Source organism: Hassallia byssoidea VB512170, assembly GCF_000817785.2.
Classification (GTDB): Bacteria; Cyanobacteriota; Cyanobacteriia; order Cyanobacteriales; family Nostocaceae; genus Hassallia; species Hassallia carrinoi.
The window spans coordinates 1-16,770 of record NZ_JTCM02000044.1 but is presented as its reverse complement, the minus strand read 5'-3'; the positions used below and the strand labels follow the sequence as shown (position 1 = coordinate 16,770).

The 16,770-nt window shown below is 43.0% G+C and carries 14 protein-coding genes; all 14 read left to right on the top strand.

What is annotated here, in order from left to right:
• Positions 1–39 precede the first annotated feature (39 nt).
• The 14 genes from scyB (at position 40) to PI95_RS18690 (ending at position 16,676) form a co-directional block, all read left to right on the top strand.
• A complete protein-coding gene (gene scyB, locus PI95_RS18755; RefSeq protein WP_039738055.1) occupies positions 40–1,107 on the top strand; it encodes a tryptophan dehydrogenase ScyB in 1,068 nt (355 codons plus the stop codon).
• 137 nt (positions 1,108–1,244) lie between these two features.
• Complete coding sequence (gene scyC, locus PI95_RS18750) at positions 1,245–2,195, top strand: scytonemin biosynthesis cyclase/decarboxylase ScyC (protein WP_039738057.1); 951 nt, start codon at positions 1,245–1,247, stop codon at positions 2,193–2,195.
• A 64-nt stretch (positions 2,196–2,259) separates the two neighbouring features.
• Positions 2,260–3,441, top strand: coding sequence for a ScyD/ScyE family protein (locus tag PI95_RS18745; protein WP_052324683.1), 1,182 nt, complete (start codon positions 2,260–2,262; stop codon positions 3,439–3,441).
• A gap of 135 nt (positions 3,442–3,576) precedes the next feature.
• The gene (locus tag PI95_RS18740) at positions 3,577–4,947 is read left to right on the top strand and encodes a ScyD/ScyE family protein (RefSeq protein WP_039738060.1); all 1,371 of its coding nucleotides are present in this window, start codon (positions 3,577–3,579) and stop codon (positions 4,945–4,947) included.
• A gap of 144 nt (positions 4,948–5,091) precedes the next feature.
• Complete coding sequence (gene scyF, locus PI95_RS18735) at positions 5,092–6,279, top strand: scytonemin biosynthesis PEP-CTERM protein ScyF (protein ID WP_039738063.1); 1,188 nt, start codon at positions 5,092–5,094, stop codon at positions 6,277–6,279.
• A gap of 165 nt (positions 6,280–6,444) precedes the next feature.
• Positions 6,445–7,149 (top strand): EboA family metabolite traffic protein, encoded by a 705-nt coding sequence (locus PI95_RS18730; RefSeq protein ID WP_039738066.1) that lies wholly within the window; start codon positions 6,445–6,447, stop codon positions 7,147–7,149.
• A gap of 123 nt (positions 7,150–7,272) precedes the next feature.
• On the top strand, positions 7,273–8,181 hold the full coding sequence (locus tag PI95_RS18725; RefSeq protein ID WP_236117107.1) for a TatD family hydrolase: 909 nt from the start codon (positions 7,273–7,275) through the stop codon (positions 8,179–8,181).
• Between the two features lie 104 nt (positions 8,182–8,285).
• Entirely contained in the window at positions 8,286–9,179 is an 894-nt protein-coding gene (gene eboC / locus PI95_RS18720; protein WP_039738068.1) for a UbiA-like protein EboC, read from the top strand.
• A 169-nt stretch (positions 9,180–9,348) separates the two neighbouring features.
• Positions 9,349–10,638, top strand: coding sequence for a glycosyltransferase family 4 protein (locus tag PI95_RS18715; RefSeq protein WP_039738070.1), 1,290 nt, complete (start codon positions 9,349–9,351; stop codon positions 10,636–10,638).
• Positions 10,639–10,754: 116 nt separating this feature from the next.
• Positions 10,755–11,831, top strand: coding sequence for a bifunctional chorismate mutase/prephenate dehydrogenase (tyrA, locus tag PI95_RS18710; protein WP_052324684.1), 1,077 nt, complete (start codon positions 10,755–10,757; stop codon positions 11,829–11,831).
• A gap of 168 nt (positions 11,832–11,999) precedes the next feature.
• Positions 12,000–12,644 (top strand): DsbA family oxidoreductase, encoded by a 645-nt coding sequence (locus PI95_RS18705; protein WP_039738073.1) that lies wholly within the window; start codon positions 12,000–12,002, stop codon positions 12,642–12,644.
• Positions 12,638–13,900, top strand: a complete 1,263-nt coding sequence (locus PI95_RS18700; protein ID WP_052324685.1) for a 3-dehydroquinate synthase — start codon at positions 12,638–12,640, stop codon at positions 13,898–13,900. The genes PI95_RS18705 and PI95_RS18700 overlap by 7 nt, the downstream gene beginning before the upstream one ends.
• Positions 13,901–13,952: 52 nt before the next feature.
• Positions 13,953–15,167: a metabolite traffic protein EboE gene (eboE, locus tag PI95_RS18695; protein ID WP_039738075.1), complete on the top strand. Its 1,215-nt coding sequence runs from the start codon at positions 13,953–13,955 to the stop codon at positions 15,165–15,167.
• 108 nt (positions 15,168–15,275) lie between these two features.
• The gene (locus PI95_RS18690) at positions 15,276–16,676 is read left to right on the top strand and encodes an alkaline phosphatase family protein (RefSeq protein ID WP_039738076.1); all 1,401 of its coding nucleotides are present in this window, start codon (positions 15,276–15,278) and stop codon (positions 16,674–16,676) included.
• The last annotated feature ends 94 nt before the right edge of the window (positions 16,677–16,770 follow it).

Here is a 16,770-nt window from a genome sequence, read left to right as displayed (position 1 = left end):
AAAAAGCCCAATTCCCAAAATTCAAAAGTGGAGTGTAGTGTGAACCTTTTTGACACAGTACAAGAAATGGGTCACGAGCAAGTTTTATTTTGTCATGGCAAAGACCCAGATATCAAAGCAATAATTGCCATCCATGACACCAGCTTAGGACCCGCAATGGGGGCAACCCGAATGTTGCCTTATCTCAACGAAGAAGCAGCTTTAAAAGATGCCCTTCGTTTAAGTCGTGGTATGACTTATAAAGCAGCTTGTGCCAACATTCCCGTTGGTGGAGGCAAAGCAGTTATTATTGCTGATCCCGCACATAAAACCGAAGACTTATTTAGAGCTTACGGACGTTTTGTAGACAGATTGCAAGGACGTTTTATCACCGGGCAAGATGTGAATCTTACCCCCGAAAATGTCAGAACAATTAGTAAAGAAACTAATTATGTAGTTGGGGTAGAAGAAAAATCTGGCGGACCTGCTCCCATCACAGCCCAAGGTGTATTTTTAGGCATCAAAGCTGCGGTTAAATTTCGCCTGCAAAGCGAAAGTTTAGAAGGGTTGAAAGTCGCGGTTCAAGGTTTGGGCAACGTCGGCAGAAATGTTTGCCAACTTTTACACGAAAACGGTGCAGAGCTTTTTGTCACTGATATCAGTCAAGAAAAAGCAGAAGAAGTAAAACGTACTTTTGGTGCAACTGTTGTAGCACCAGACGAAATTTACTCCCTTGATGTCGATATATTTTCTCCTTGTGCTTTAGGTGGAATTCTCAACAGCCAGACTCTTCATAGCATGAAAGCTGCGATTATTGCCGGTGCCGCCAATAATCAGCTAGCTCAGGAAGAAATACACAGTCAGATGCTAGTAGAAAAAGGAATTCTTTACTCTCCAGATTATGTAATTAATGCTGGAGGACTCATCAACGTTTACAACGAAATGATTGGGTATAACGAAGAAAAAGCCTTTAAGCAATTGCACAATATCTACGACACACTACTTGAGATTTTCGCTCGCGCCAAACAGCAGGAAATCAGCACCAATGAAGCTGCTAAACAGTTGGCAGAAGAACGGATTATGAACGCCAGAAAAATTAAGAACAAGGAAATGATTGTTAGTTGTTAGTTGATAGTTGATAGTTGATAGTTGGAGTATTTAACTACTAACCACCAACCACTAACCACCAACCATTAACCACTAACCACCAACTACTAACCACTAACCACCAACCACTAACTACTAACATCTTAAAGGAGTGCCCAGTGGAAAAAAATACCTTTGCTACATCCGCTTATATTGCAAATTCACTAGAGAATACTTACGAGTACCTTTGCAGTCTAAAAAACTTAGACGAGTGGACACTTTATAGCCGGATGGCAGAGCAAATGGACGAAGATACCTGGCGCGGAAGTGCCTCAGGTTATCATAGAGACCTCTACTATCACGTTAAAAAATTACAGCACTCGCAGCTTCAAGGTATTGAGTGGCATTGCGGACTTGAGTATCAGAAATATTTTCAAGTTTATCCGGTTCTGCTTTTCCCTAGCGATTACATTGAGCCAGGAACAGATGAAAAGGGTGTGTATTTTCACTGGTTAAGTTTTGTCGATCCAAAGCGACAAACTCAGATGATTATGCAGGGAATTCATACCGTACATACTTCTGAATGTCGTTCGCTCAAAGCTAACTTGGAACGCAAAGCTGGTCTGACATCAGCCGAAAAAGGGCGTTACTTTATTGATACTGACACCATCTATGTTGATGCTCCCATAGAAGTAGGAGTCGCGTATTTGTCAGATTTGAGAAATATGAACGACTGGGCACATTTAGTGCGACCAGATGGCGAAATTTCTGCTTCATCGGGTGAGTATCGCGATGAATACGGTCATAAAGTAAAAGTTTCGCTGCGGGTAGAACCTGTTAGCAAATGGTACTTGGTAGAGCATGAATTCTTTTATCCTGAGCAAGGATTTTATCAGCGCTGTCCGAGCATGTTGATCCCAGCTTCTTATGCTTTCGGCGATCCAGAAGCTCCTGGTTTCATTTTGCACCGAATCACATTTTGGAAACATGGTGAACAACTACCATTAGGCAAACTTCAAATTGAAGACTTTGGTGCTGAGAACATGAACATCAAACGTTTGACAGAAGCCAAAGCCGGCAATCTGCAATCGTTTGACCGTGGTCAGAGCTACGCACCGCTGGCTAAATAAACCTCCTCCCGTACAGACGTTCCGGCGGAACGTCTCTACATAATTTCTAACTCTTACTTCTAAAATGAAACTGAAGGAACATACTATTACATCGTTTGCAGTAATTGCCGACGGTCTTGATAATCCTAAAGGTCTAAGCTTTAGTCCTGACGGTAGTCTTTATATTGCTTTATCGGGAATTGGGGGAGATGGCAAGAGTGTTCCCTCACCCAGCGGTCAAGGTAATTTATGTTATGGCACGAGTGGTGCGATCGCCAAAATTGAAAATGGCATCGTCAAACGTGTACTGACAGGATTACCTTCTGTCGCATTTGCCGATGGAACTGGGGCAGCCGGTCCTCACGATATAAAATTTGATGCTCAAGGCAAGGCTTATGTTCTGATTGGCTATGCTGCTAATCCAGCTTTACGCGATCGCGCATTAGGCAACACTGACCTAGGAAAAATTATCACTGCCGACTTTAGTACAAATACTTGGACTAGTACTGCCGATCTAGCCAATTATGAACTTATCAACAAGTCTGAATCAAGTTCATGTGAAGTCGTCAGTAACCCCTTGTCTTTTTACATAGACGCAGATAAACTTGTATTAGTTGATGCAGGGGCGAACAACGTCCTCAGTGGAAATATTGATGGCAGCGGTCTGAAGGTAATTGCTGCAATTCCCAACCAGATATTAACTAATCCAATCTTCCCCGGTTCTAACTCGCAAAATTTTGACCGGGGACACGTACCACCAGCTAGTGCTTATCGTCAGGCACCACCATCGCAGATAGCAATTCAATCAGTACCTACAGATATTGTTAAAGGTTCTGACGGTGCTTATTACGTCAGCGAATTTACTGGTTTTCCCTTTCCAGAAGGTCAAGCAAAAATATACAGAATTGATGCTGACGGACTAACAGTCTACGCAGATGGCTTTACCCAACTGATTGACTTAGCTTTTGATACTGAAGGCAACTTGTATGCATTGCAGCATATGAATGCTTCAGGTTGGAAAGGAAAACCAGAAGGATCTCTGATCAAAATAGCGATCGATGGTACTCGCACGACTTTACTCAGTGGTAATGGATTAGAGTCACCCGCAGCCTTCACCATTGGTCCAGATAACGCCTTTTATGTTATCAACCGAGGCGGTCGTCCAGGACAAGGACAAGTAATCAGAATTGAGAATACATCCGTGCCTGAACCCGCTTCTGCTTTAGGCAAGGGCAAAGCGTTGGTGGATATCTTGACCAACAGCTAAAAAGTTTCAAGCCAAAGCGATCGCCTCTCCATAAAGAGGGGCTGTATCAGGGAATGCTTGATTTCCCCCAGTAACTGGGACTCGTTGTCTAAATAACTATCAAACTTTCCACAACTAACAACTCTCACTCTCAATATGAAACTCAAGTCATTTGCCCTTACACTTTTAACTGTTAGCGTTGCCACTGTTGCTGTAAGCCAATCAGCAAAAGCTGCATCGCTGTCGGTAGTCGCCGACTATCTTGATAACCCCCGGAATTTGGACTTCGATAAAGAAGGCAATATTTATCTGACACTAAGCGGTCGTGGAGGCGACGGAAACGACGGAAGATGTATTGCATCACCTAGCGCCCAATATATTCCTTTATGTGCGGCTGAGAATGGTGGCGTTATCAAAATTGCTAAGGACGGTACAAAAACAAATGTACTTTCAAACCTTACATCTCTGGCATTAGTACCCTCTGGCGAACAAGCTGCAGGTCCTGCGGACTTCAAATTTGATGACAAAGGCAACGCTTATCTTTTGACCGGTCTTGCTGGCGATCCAAACAAACGCGAAGACCCATTGAAATCTCCTTCACTCGGAAAATTATACAAAGTAGACTTAAGCACCGGTTCACTGACAAGTATTGCCGATTTTGCTGACTATGAAGCAAAATATAATCCCGATGGCACTGATTTAATTAACAACCCCTATGCCTTCGCAATTAAGGGTGATACTGCTTACGTCGTTGATGGCGGTGGAAACACTGTATATTCTGTCGGACTTGATGGCACCGGTATTAAAAACGTAGCTGCGGCTCCTCAGAAACTAATAGACCCAAATAAACTAGAATTCCCAACTCTTCCTGAGGGGACAGTAGACCCTACAGGAGGCGCACCACTACCTCCTGGTTATACACAAGCTCCCAACGGTCTGCCCGTATCGAACCAATCAATACCGACAGGTATCGTAGTTGCTCCAGATGGCACTTTAACACTCAGCGAATACACTTACTTTCCTTATCCAGAAAACGAAGCACGTATCCTGTCAGTTAACCCTGATGATTTGTCAATCAAAACCATCTATGATGGCTTTACGCAGTTGACAGGTGTAGCATACGACCCTGAGGGCAATTTGTATGCGTTGCAACACATAAATCAGTCAGAATGGAAGGCAATTCAACAGGGTGGTGTGATCACTGGTGATATTGGCGGTTCTATCATCAAAATAGCCAAAGATGGTACTCGCGAAACTATCTGGAGTGGTAATGGACTAGAGGCGGCTTCAGGATTATTTTACAATGATGGCGCTTTATATACCTCAAACCGTACCAGACTCGTAGCAGGGGAACGAGGAGGACAACTCGTCAAGATTGATCTAAAAGCTACGAAGAAAGTACCCGAACCAAGTGCTGGTGCAGGTCTATTAGCGATCGCTGCTTTAAGTGCAACTGCTGCAATGGGCAAACGCAAACGCCAACAAAAAGTGGGCGAAGAGTTGCTAACTAAGGTAGAAATTCTCTAATTCCTCTTTTCCTGGCTGTGCCAAGGAATGCTCAAGAAATAAGCTGCTGTATTAAAAAGCAGCAGCTCGAATTCAACGTTCTCAGGCTAAACCTGAAAACAAAAACCCAGACAAGAGTATACCTCATACAACAGAGATTTCACTATGGGATTAGTCAAAAATTTATCATTTGCCTTAGTCGGTGCGGGAATTGCAGTTGTAGCAACAGCTACTCAAGCTTTCTCCTTAAGCTTGAAATACGACAGTTCTATTGGTGAACCGGGCTTCGGTCCTGGGCAACTCTTTGTTCCCCAAGGCTTAATTGTGGATGACGCAACCGGGAACATCCTCGTAAGTAACGGTCGCGGTGTTAACCCAGACGGCAGTTTTAACGCGAACCTCGGTAACAAAGTCGAAATATTCAGCCCTCAGGGTAACTATCTTGGGTCAATTGGCAGTGGTAGGCAGGGAGCTGGAGAGGGGTTCGACGAGCCAGGAGACCTAAAAATCAGCCCCGTGAATGGAAACTTGTATGTGGCTGATGTCTTCAACAGCGAAATCGACATATACGATCGCCAAGGTAACTATCTTAAATCCTTCGGCAAATTTGGCGGTCCTGTAGAAGGTAGGATATTCTTTGGACCTGGCGGTCTGTCATTTGATAAGAGCGGCAATTTGTATGTGACTGATTTTAGCGAGGACACCATCAAAAAATATACCGGAGATGGTGAGCTAATCCAAACCATTGGTAGCTCTGGTACCGGACTCGGACAGTTTCAAGGACCCGCAGGCTTAAGCGTATCCCCAAACACTGGGAATATTTACGTAAACGACCAGTACAACTACCGCGTTCAGGCTTTCGATCCTCAAGGTAACGCTCTGTATACCTTTGGCTCTCGTGGCTCAGAACTTGGGCAGTTAAGAGAGGGAATCGGCTTAGAAGTGGACGAATACGAGAATCTCTATGTAGCTGATTCTCAAAACAACCGCGTCCAAGTATTCGATAAAAACGGTAAGTTCCTGACTGCCTTTGGCGAACCAGTTGCCAACCCAGGACCACCCGCTGAGGGAGAGCTACCCTTTGCCACCGACCCCGCTGACCTCGCACCAGGCAAGTTTAACTGGACTGCTGGGGCACACTACGACGATGGCAAGCTGTATGTCGGTGATTTCTTCACTGGTCGCATCCAGGTGTTAAAAGTAGAAGGTCAAAGCAAAAAAGTGCCTGAACCTAGCACAGCATTAGCTCTAGGGTTCTTGGGAATTGGTGCTACTGTTGTCAAGTTGAAGAAAGATAAGCGGCAAAGGACAATCATCAGTTTAGAGAAGCAACTGCAAAAGACTACAGTTTAGCCTCGTACCCTCGTTCCCAGGTTGAACCTGGGAACGCAGTCTGGGAGGGCTGCTGCCTCCCGATACATATCCGTGAGGCAGCAGCCCACATGATTGCATTTTCTGTCAGAGACTCTTAACGAGAAAACAGGGAACGAGAATACCTCTAAAATTGTTATAAATGTTATGACTGCTGTTATTAATTTAAACCTAACGAGTGTTAGTGAGTTATTATATCGCTGGGTTGCACGGCAAATAAAAGCGGAAAGTCTCGTCTGGCTAGATGAAAAAAGAAAGCAGATAAGCAACGGGGCTAATGTGCGAGTGTTCTTTACTGCTTTCAGTGCTGTGCCTCGTTATACTGGCAAAAGTGACCTTGAGTTAACGCAAGACGATTTAAAAGCAGCTTCGGCAATAGTCACAGGTTGGGTTCCCGCTAAGTGGAGTGTGGATCAAGCCGCTCGTACTTTATTGCTGCTGTCTTTGCCCGATGATGATGCAGAGAAATATCTGCACACCTTGGAGCAAGTTTTCACCACTGCGGATGTGGGGGAATTAATTGCACTTTATCAAGCTTTACCGCTTTTACCTTACCCAGAAAAACTTCGTCACCGCGCTGCTGAAGGAGTTCGCAGCAATATGACAGCAGTTTTTAATGCTGTTGCTTTAACAAATCCTTATCCGGCACAGTATTTTGACAATCTGGCTTGGAATCAGATGGTGCTGAAAGCTTTTTTTGTCGGCAGCCCTGTGAGTTTAATTCACGGGCTTAACCAGCGTGCAAATCCAGAACTAGCAAGAATGTTAGTTGATTACGCCAATGAACGTCAAGCTGCTGGGCGATCGGTTTCTCCAGAGATTTGGCAATTGGTGAATTTGGTTAAGGGGTAGTGGGAATTTGAAGAAGGGAAAAGGGGAAAGGGAAAAGGGGAAAGGGGAAAGAATTATTACCAATGCCCATTAACCACGCTCCAACAACAAATAACAACTAACAATTAACAAATAACAACTAATATGATGTTTATTGATCCTCACATTCACATGACTGCCCGCACAACTTATGATTACCTGATGATGCGGGAATCGGGTATTGTGGCTGTAATTGAGCCGGCTTTTTGGTTGGGACAACCCCGGACTAATGTTGGTTCGTTCCAAGATTACTTTAGCAGCTTGGTGGGATGGGAGCGTTTTCGGGCGGCTCAGTTCGGTATCCGCCATTATTGCACGATTGGTTTGAATTCTAAAGAAGCTAATAACGAAGCTTTGGCAGAGCAAGTGATGGAATTGTTACCTCTGTTTGCTTGCAAAGAGGGTGTAGTCGCTATTGGTGAAATTGGCTACGATGACATGACGCGTGCCGAAGATAAATACTTCCGTCTACAGTTAGAGCTGGCAAAAGAACTTGACATGGTAGTGTTAATTCATACACCGCATCGCAACAAAAAGGCTGGCACCAGTCGTAGCATGGATGTATGTATTGAACATGGGTTAGATGCATCAAAAGTGATTGTCGATCATAACAATGAAGAGACGGTTGAAGAAGTTTTGGATCGGGGCTTTTGGGCAGGTTTCACAATTTACCCGAATACCAAAATGGGCAATGCTCGCATGGTGGAGATTGTACGCCAATATGGAAGCGATCGCATCATTGTAGACAGCAGCGCTGACTGGGGAATTAGCGATCCGCTAGCTGTACCCAAAACCGCTCAACTGATGATAGACAGAGGAATAAGAGAATCTGATGTCAAAGCTGTGTGTTATGAAAACGCACTCGCAGCTTACAGCCAAAGCGGTCAAATGCAAGACTCAGATTGGCTGTCTCCCTCACCCATCGACCAACGACAGTTATTTAACGGTAACTCCGTTTTGCGCGGACAACAACCAATTGTCGAGTCTATGCGTGAATATGCGTTGATTGAGTAAGAGTTAGGAGTTAGGAGTTAGGAGTTAGGAGTTATTTTTCCACCTCCCCCACTCCCCCTCTCAAGAACTCTCCCCCTCTCAAGAACTCTCCCCCTACCTCCCCCATGAACACCGCTACTTTCAGTCAAAATTCTCTCTGGGCATATCTTCAATTACTGCGCCCTGCTAATATTGTTACTGCTTGGGCAGATGTTTTAGCCGGCTTCGCAGCTTCGGGATACGTTGGCGATTTAACACCATTGGCGTGGTTGCTGCTGGCTACTACGGGTTTGTACGGTGGCGGAATTGTCTTTAATGATGTCTTTGATGCCAAATTAGATGCGGAAGAGCGACCGGAACGACCGATTCCTAGTGGTAGAGCATCGGTTTGGGGCGCAACTATCTTGGGAAGTATATTTTTGAGCGTTGGTGTAATCGCAGCTTTGCAAGTTTCTTGGAAGAGTGCAACTGTGGCTGCGATCGTTGCTTCGGCAGCTTTAGTTTATGATGCTGTGGGGAAGCACAACGCTGTTTTGGGTCCGATTAACATGGGTGTTTGTCGGGGTGGAAACTTATTGTTAGGTGTGAGTGTGGCACCGGCGATGGTAGGAGAATATTGGTATTTGGCTTTGATTGCGATCGCTTACATCGCCGGTATCACCACCCTCAGTCGAGATGAAGTTAAAGTCAGCAACAGTACAACTAGAGTCACAGCGCTATCACTGATTGTTATAGTCATTTTCGGACTTTTGGCACTAGGGCTATTAAACAATTATGAAGTTTTGACAGCATTACCATTTATCGTTCTTTTTGCGACGCGGGTGTTACTGCCTTTTATCAAAGCTGTGCGCCAACCAACCCCAGAACAAATAAGAATTGCAGTCAAAGCCGGGGTGTTGTCACTAATAGTTTTAGATGCTACATTGGCTGCGGGTTTCGCTAGTTGGACTTACGGGTTACTGGTTTTAAGTTTGTTGCCGATTTCAATGGCGCTATCACGAATCTTTGCGGTAACTTAAAATTAAAAGTGGCAATAATAACTAAAAATCATAAATAAATAGAGCTGACACTTATACGGTGAATCTAGGAAAATAACTAGATAGCTCTTAGGAGCGATTCTCAAACAAAAAAAGAAAAATATACTTTCTCTAATCCCTAGTCCAAGTGCCTTTATTTTCAAGACAGATCATGCAGATTCTGATTTACTCCTACAACTATCATCCAGAACCGATTGGGATTGCTCCTTTAATGACTGAACTGGCAGAAGGACTAGTGAAACGAGGTCATTCGGTTCGGGTAATCACAGGTATGCCGAACTATCCTCAGCGCCAGATTTACGATGGTTACCGGGGTAAATGGTATGTGACTGAAGAAAAAAATGGTGTCACTATCCAACGTAGTTATCTGCGAATTAAGTCTAAACCCAATCTTGTAGATCGGCTGCTACTAGAATTAAGCTTTGTCTTTACAAGTATCCCCCAAGCTTTAAACGGGTGGCGACCCGATGTAATTCTTTTGACAGTACCGCCGCTGATGGTGTCCTTGCCGGCAGCTTTGCTCGGTTGTTTGTATGACTGCCCGGTGGTACTGAATGTACAAGATATTTTACCAGAAGCTGCCATACGTGTTGGGCTGATCAGAAACAAATGGATGATCCGAGCCTTGGAAACACTAGAGAAATTTGCTTACCGGACTGCACATAGCATCAGTGTTATTGCCGACGGGTTTGTAGAAAATTTAGTGAAAAAGGGAGTTTCGCCGAGTAAAATTAGGTGCATTCCCAATTGGGTAGATGTAAATTTTATCCGTCCTTTACCAAAAGTAAACAACTCTTGGAAAAAAGCGAATAAACTAGATGATAAATTTGTAGTTCTCTACTCAGGTAACATTGCGCTGACACAAGGTTTAGAGACAGTAGTAGAAGCAGCAGCTCGGTTGCGTCACATACCAAAGATTGTTTTTGCGATCGCTGGCGAATCACAGGCTTTAGAAAGATTGGAGAAATATTGTCAAACTTGTGGCGCAGATAACGTAGTACTGCTACCGTTACAACCGAGAGAACAACTACCCGAAATGTTAGCCGGTGCGGATATCGGCTTGATTGTGCAAAAGAGCAATGTGATTTCCTTTAACATGCCTTCCAAAATACCATTATTGTTAGCAAGTGGTCGGGCAATTATTGGTTCAGTTCCTGCTAGCGGTACAGCAGCCAAAGCAATCCGTAAAAGTGGCGGGGGTATAGTAGTGAAACCAGAATCACCCGAAGCACTCGCAGCAGCGGTTATGGATTTATATACCAATCCTGTGAAAACAGAAATGCTAGGTAAGACAGGAAGAGAATTTGCCGTAGAGCGCTATTCTTTTGAGCAAGCACTCGATCAGTACGAGCAGTTATTTGTAGATGCGATCGCTAACCCAGCATTAGATTTAGATATTTTGCCAAAATTCACTTCTAGCGAATCACCTCTAGATATTTGATATCGCGCAACGCTGTTAAGAATTAGCAAGCATATCAATTCTAAATAAAAAAGTTTATTTAATGAAGTTGGAACGGCGACTGCTGGCGCTTGTAACTTCGTAAATTTGGATTATCTATGATTCCAGACAAGCTCAAACAAACCGATCAAAATATAATCGAGCTATTACGCGATCGCCTATCGCTGCAAGCAACATCAGAATTGCCTTCACCAGAAGAACAACTTGCTTATATAGCTCCTCAACTTGCCCAAGCAGGCATTCCCGAATTCGTTTGGGCAAGTATAATCAACAGTCATGCTATTACCACTCAATCATCCAAAGTCAATAATGTCAAGCCAATGCAAATTACCATCATTGGTGGACTTGGCAGAATGGGAAGATTTTTTACACAGCAACTTCTAGCGGCTGGACACAACGTAAGCATTCTGGAAAATGATGATTGGCAATATGCAGATAAACTCTTAAATCAAGCAGACTTAGTATTAATCAGCGTTCCGATAGAGCGAACCGTAGATGTTATCAAACGAACTGCAAAATACCTCGCGCCAACAACAGGAATATGTGACATCACCAGCATCAAAACTCAGCCAGTAGCAGCAATGCTGGCACACCATCCAGGACCAGTAATCGGATTACATCCTATGTTTGGTCCCAACATCAAATCATTCAGCAAGCAAAAAGTCGTAGTGTGTCCAGGTCGAGAAAATCATTTCTTTCAATGGTTTTTAGACTTCATTAAAAGCGAAGGTGGAGAACTAATTGTTTGCACACCAGAAGAACATGACCAAATGATGGTCATTATTCAAGCCACGCAACACTTCTCTAGATTTAGCCTTGGTGTTTTCTTAGCACAAGAAAGAGTAGACATAGAACGTAGTTTATCAATGTCAAGTCCCAGCTATCGGCAAGAGATTGATATCGTTAAACGTCTATTTGCTCAAAATCCAAATTTGTGTGTAGACATCATGCTTGCCACAGAAGAAAGATGTCAAGAAATTCGCTTTTTAGCAGAAACTTACAGCCGTTTAGCAACCCTAGTAGAAAAGCAAGATAGAGCCGCATTAATCCAAGAATTTGAAACCGCTCAAACATTTTTCACAGAGGAAAAAACTCATTTAAAAGCCTTACCCACAATCTTCAATCAGCGCCAGAAAAAAGCGGACGAACCACAAATAAACCTACAGCAGTTGTAAGTTTTTTATCACTTCTAGGCGCAGAGGTGCAAAGAAAGACGTTAAAATGAAGACTTGTGCAAGAACTCATCATAACTCTCTTCTTCTCCTTTCTCTGCGCCCTCTGCGCCTCTGCGGTTCGTTTTCAATTAATTATTTTCCCACCTCAGCATTCAAATAACAAAAACCATGCTGATCGACATCTTTCACGATACCGTTTGTCCCTGGTGCAGAATCGGCAAAAAACATCTTTTCGATGCACTTGACCAAATCCAACAACCAGTCAATATTCGCTGGCATCCCTTCCTACTTGATAACACCGTTCCTGCAAGCGGTTACGAATTTCGTAGCTTTATGCGAACTAGAAAAAACATTGGAGAAACAGAACTCCAGCAGATGTTTGACTATGCACAAAAAGCAGGTGAAGCCGCTGGAGTCAAGCTAGATATTAACAAAATTTCTCTAGCAGTCAACACGACACTTTCCCACCAACTAATTGCCATAGCACCAGAAAACATTAAAAATGATATTGTAGAAGCAATTTACAAAGCTTACTTTGAAGACAATTTAAATCTCGGAGACATCGAAGTTATTATTGCTATAGGTACGGCACACCAACTAAATCCTACAGAATTACGAAGACAATTAACTAATGATGCCGCAGTCGATAAAATTCTGGCGGAATCAATATTTGCTCGGTTGAATAATATCACCAGCGTGCCGTTTTTTATTATCAACAACCAAGTCAAAATTGACGGTTCTCACTCAAGAGAAGTATTTGTTCAAGCTTTAAATCGTGCAACACTTTTAGAAACATCATCAAAAATATGGTAGCTAGTATCCCGGAAAGAACTACATTAAATTTGCAACCGATTCAGCAACATGTTTCGGTTAGCTTCGACTATAAAGTTTACTTTACCAATGAAGTCTTTAAGTTGAAAAATCACATGCTGGCGCAATTAATTGCCGGCGATGGTGAGCAAAAACCAAAGAAAATAGTCGTAGTCGTAGATGCAGGCTTATTAGAGTTTCGGCGTAGCTTGCTCAGGCAAATAGCACTGTATACCAAGTATCATGCCGATATCTTAACCCTCGCTGGCGACCCGATAAAAGTTCCTGGTGGAGAAGCTGCTAAAAACAATCCCAAGTTAGTCAAGCAAATTCACAAATTGATTGATTCATCGGGGATATGTCGCCATTCCTACCTGATAGCAATTGGCGGTGGTGCGGTGTTAGACTTGGCTGGATTTGCCGCTGCAACTGCTCATAGAGGAGTTAGACTTATCCGTATTCCTACGACAGTGTTGGGACAAAATGATTCTGGTGTCGGGGTGAAAAACGGAATTAATGCCTTTGGGAAAAAGAACTTTCTCGGCACATTCGCTCCGCCTTACGCAGTAGTCAATGATTTATCATTTTTGAGTACCTTAAGCGATCGCGATTGGCGTTCTGGTATTGCCGAAGCTGTGAAAGTCGCCCTAATTAAGGATGCTGACTTCTTTGAATTCATCCGCACTAATAGCGAAGCACTGCGCCGCCGAGATATGGACGCAATGCAACAGTTGATTTACCGTTGCGCTCAGTTACATTTACAACATATTGCCACGAGCGGCGATCCCTTTGAAATGGGTTCATCTCGTCCCTTAGATTTTGGACATTGGGCAGCGCACAAACTAGAACAACTGACAAATTATAGTTTGCGTCATGGAGAAGCGGTGGCGATCGGTATTGCCTTAGATACAACTTATTCCTATTTGTTAGGAAAGATTTCGCGCTTAGAATGGCAGTGCATTCTAAATACACTGGTAACATTAGGCTTTGTCTTGTACGTTCCGGAACTCGAAGAAAAACTATCACAACCAGAACATTCGCGCAGTTTATTTCGTGGGTTGCAAGAGTTTCGCGAACACTTGGGTGGAGAATTAACTTTAACCCTGCTGCAACGAATTGGTCAAGGAATTGAAGTTCATCAAGCTGATTTATCTTTGTACAAACAAGCTATTTCCTTATTGCAAGAGTTTGTAGAAGATAGACACAGAAAAAGCATTTCCTCCTTCCTCAGTTCATCTGTATCTGAAAGTTTAACTTAACCCGTAGTAACGACTGAAGTCGTTTCCTCCAAGCGTGAAACGCTCACACAAAATGAAAATACAAAACAACATTCACTTAACCTATTGCACCAACATTCACCCAGGTGAAGAATGGACTAAAGTATTTAGTAACTTACAGCAATACATTCCAGAACTAAAAGCAAAAATAGCACCAAGAAAACCGTTTGGTATTGGCTTGCGTTTAGCAGCAATAGCAGCCAAAGAACTATTACAAGGAAACACCTTAAAAGAATTTAAATCATGGTTAGCCGAACATGATTTATACGTGTTTACCTTAAATGGATTTCCTTATGGTGGATTTCATCAGCAAGTAGTAAAAGACCAAGTTTATGCACCAGATTGGTCAAAACAAGAACGGTTAGATTACACATTACAACTAACCAATATTCTCGCTGAATTGTTACCTGCCGAAATGGAAGGTAGCATTTCTACACTACCGTTATCTTACAAACCTTGGTTTAAAGGAAATCAAATTTCTCAAACATCCGTCATCAACAGCGCTAGTTTGCACATAGCTTTATTGGTAGCGGAAATGGTACGCATCCGCGCTGATACTGGAAAGCTGCTGCACTTGAATTTAGAACCAGAACCAGATGGATTAATTGAAAATGCTGCCGAGGTAATTGATTATTTCCAAAAGCATTTATTACCTCTTGGTGGTGCTTATTTAGCACAACAATTGGAGATACCCCAAGAAGCAGCCGAAGCGCTTTTATTAGAACATGTGCGTGTATGTTACGACACATGCCATTTTGCGATCGCCTTTGAAAATCCAGTTTCCGTCTTCAAGCAATTTCAAGCTGTAGGAATTCAAATTGGCAAAATTCAGATTAGTGCAGCTTTACAAGTAGATGTGCCAGAAAATGCCGAACAACGCCGCCAAGTGAAAGAACGGTTGCTTCCTTTTGCAGAATCTACGTATTTACACCAAGTAGTTACCAGCGACTTCAATCAATATTCCGACTTAGAAGCCGCTTTACCAGATTTGGAAAATACCACCGCATCTCAATGGCGAATTCACTTTCATGTGCCAATTTTTATCCACGATTATAAACTATTGCAATCTACCCAAGACGACATTACCACTGTCTTGGAACTGCTGCAAAATAATCAGGTTTGCAACCATCTAGAAATTGAAACTTACACTTGGGATGTATTACCTGGTGAAATGAAGCTAGATTTATCAGCATCGATTCAACGTGAGTATGAGTGGGTTTTAAATAAGATGTTGGCTGTTAGTTGTTAGATGAAGGGCAAAAGGTAAGATATTTTGGGGGGTATGTAGTAAGCGTTTCAACGCTTATTTTAAGCATTTTAAGCACTGAAGTGCTTACTACTTAATTAATTTTATATTATGCAAAAAACAGTAGTTCTTAACGTAGTAGGATTGACACCCAGCTTATTATGTCAGCATACGCCGTTTTTATCGCGTTGGGCGGCTAGTGGGAAAGTCGCTTCGGTGGAATCGGTGTTACCTGCTGTCACTTGTTCGGCACAGGCTACTTATCTTACAGGGAAATTACCGAACGAACACGGAATTGTCGCCAATGGTTGGTATTTTCGCGATGAGTGTGAAATTAAGTTCTGGCGACAGTCTAACAAATTAATTCAGGCTCCGAAAGTGTGGGATATGGCGAAAGCGCTAAATCCTGACTTTACCTGCGCGAATTTATTTTGGTGGTACAATATGTACTCCTCGGTAGATTACGCAGTTACTCCTCGACCGATGTATCCTGCTGATGGTAGGAAAATTCCCGATATTTACACTCAACCGGCAAAATGGCGATCGCAACTGCAAATTGATTTAGGACAGTTTCCTTTATTCAATTTCTGGGGTCCCAACACATCGATTAAGTCTACTCAATGGATAGCTAATTCAGCAAAGTGGTCTGAAGAAGACTCTAACCCAACGCTGACACTAATTTATTTACCGCATCTCGATTACTGCTTGCAAAAATTTGGAACTGACGTAAACAAAATAGCCAAGGATTTACAAGAAATTGATGCAGTTTGTGCCGATTTGATTGAGTTTTATGAAAATCGCGGCGCTCAAGTCATCGTTTTGTCAGAATATGGAATTACTGATGTATCTCAACCCGTCCACTTGAATCGGATTCTGCGAGAAAAAGGCTTGCTAGCAGTGAAAGAAGAATTAGGACGAGAATTGTTAGATCCAGGTGCAAGTAAAGCATTTGCGGTTGCAGATCATCAAATTGCTCATGTTTACGTTAACGATCCGTTTTATATTCCCAAAGTGCGATCGCTTTTAGAAGAAACACCAGGAGTAGCTTACGTTTTAGATGATAGCCAAAAGTCAGCATATCATCTAGATCACTCTAGATCCGGAGAATTGGTAGCGATCGCCAATCCAAATTCATGGTTTACTTACTATTATTGGCTTGACGATAATCGCGCTCCCGATTTCGCCAGAACCGTAGACATCCATCGCAAACCCGGTTACGACCCTGTAGAATTATTTGTTGACCCGCAAATTAAGCTTCCCAAACTGAAAATTGCTGCAAAACTGCTGAAAAAACAACTTGGGTTTCGCTACTTAATGGATGTCATTCCCTTAGATGCTTCATTGGTAAAAGGTTCTCACGGTTGTATTCCCACGAATCCAGAGAATGGTCCATTATTTATTACCAAACAAAATCACCTGCTTTCTTCATCAATACAAGCGATCGATGTTTGTCAATTAATCCTCAATCATTTAACTGTCGGGACACCCTCGTTGCAAGTGTCACAGAAATAATATCATGTCCGTTTGATTACTTATGATCGCCCAAAGAACCCCACCCCGCCAAAGCGTAGCTTTGTCTCCCCTCCCCGCTTGCGGGGAGGGGATT

What these genes read in the sequence shown, in the direction of transcription:
- PI95_RS18740 (WP_039738060.1), top strand. Translation starts at nt 3,577, where the DNA reads ATGAAACTCAAGTCATTTGCCCTTACACTTTTAACTGTTAGCGTTGCC.
- tyrA (WP_052324684.1), top strand. Translation starts at nt 10,755, where the DNA reads ATGATTCCAGACAAGCTCAAACAAACCGATCAAAATATAATCGAGCTA.
- PI95_RS18745 (WP_052324683.1), top strand. Translation starts at nt 2,260, where the DNA reads ATGAAACTGAAGGAACATACTATTACATCGTTTGCAGTAATTGCCGAC.
- PI95_RS18730 (WP_039738066.1), top strand. Translation starts at nt 6,445, where the DNA reads ATGACTGCTGTTATTAATTTAAACCTAACGAGTGTTAGTGAGTTATTA.
- PI95_RS18725 (WP_236117107.1), top strand. Translation starts at nt 7,273, where the DNA reads ATGATGTTTATTGATCCTCACATTCACATGACTGCCCGCACAACTTAT.
- PI95_RS18690 (WP_039738076.1), top strand. Translation starts at nt 15,276, where the DNA reads ATGCAAAAAACAGTAGTTCTTAACGTAGTAGGATTGACACCCAGCTTA.
- eboC (WP_039738068.1), top strand. Translation starts at nt 8,286, where the DNA reads ATGAACACCGCTACTTTCAGTCAAAATTCTCTCTGGGCATATCTTCAA.
- eboE (WP_039738075.1), top strand. Translation starts at nt 13,953, where the DNA reads ATGAAAATACAAAACAACATTCACTTAACCTATTGCACCAACATTCAC.
- PI95_RS18715 (WP_039738070.1), top strand. Translation starts at nt 9,349, where the DNA reads ATGCAGATTCTGATTTACTCCTACAACTATCATCCAGAACCGATTGGG.
- PI95_RS18700 (WP_052324685.1), top strand. Translation starts at nt 12,638, where the DNA reads ATGGTAGCTAGTATCCCGGAAAGAACTACATTAAATTTGCAACCGATT.
- scyF (WP_039738063.1), top strand. Translation starts at nt 5,092, where the DNA reads ATGGGATTAGTCAAAAATTTATCATTTGCCTTAGTCGGTGCGGGAATT.
- PI95_RS18705 (WP_039738073.1), top strand. Translation starts at nt 12,000, where the DNA reads ATGCTGATCGACATCTTTCACGATACCGTTTGTCCCTGGTGCAGAATC.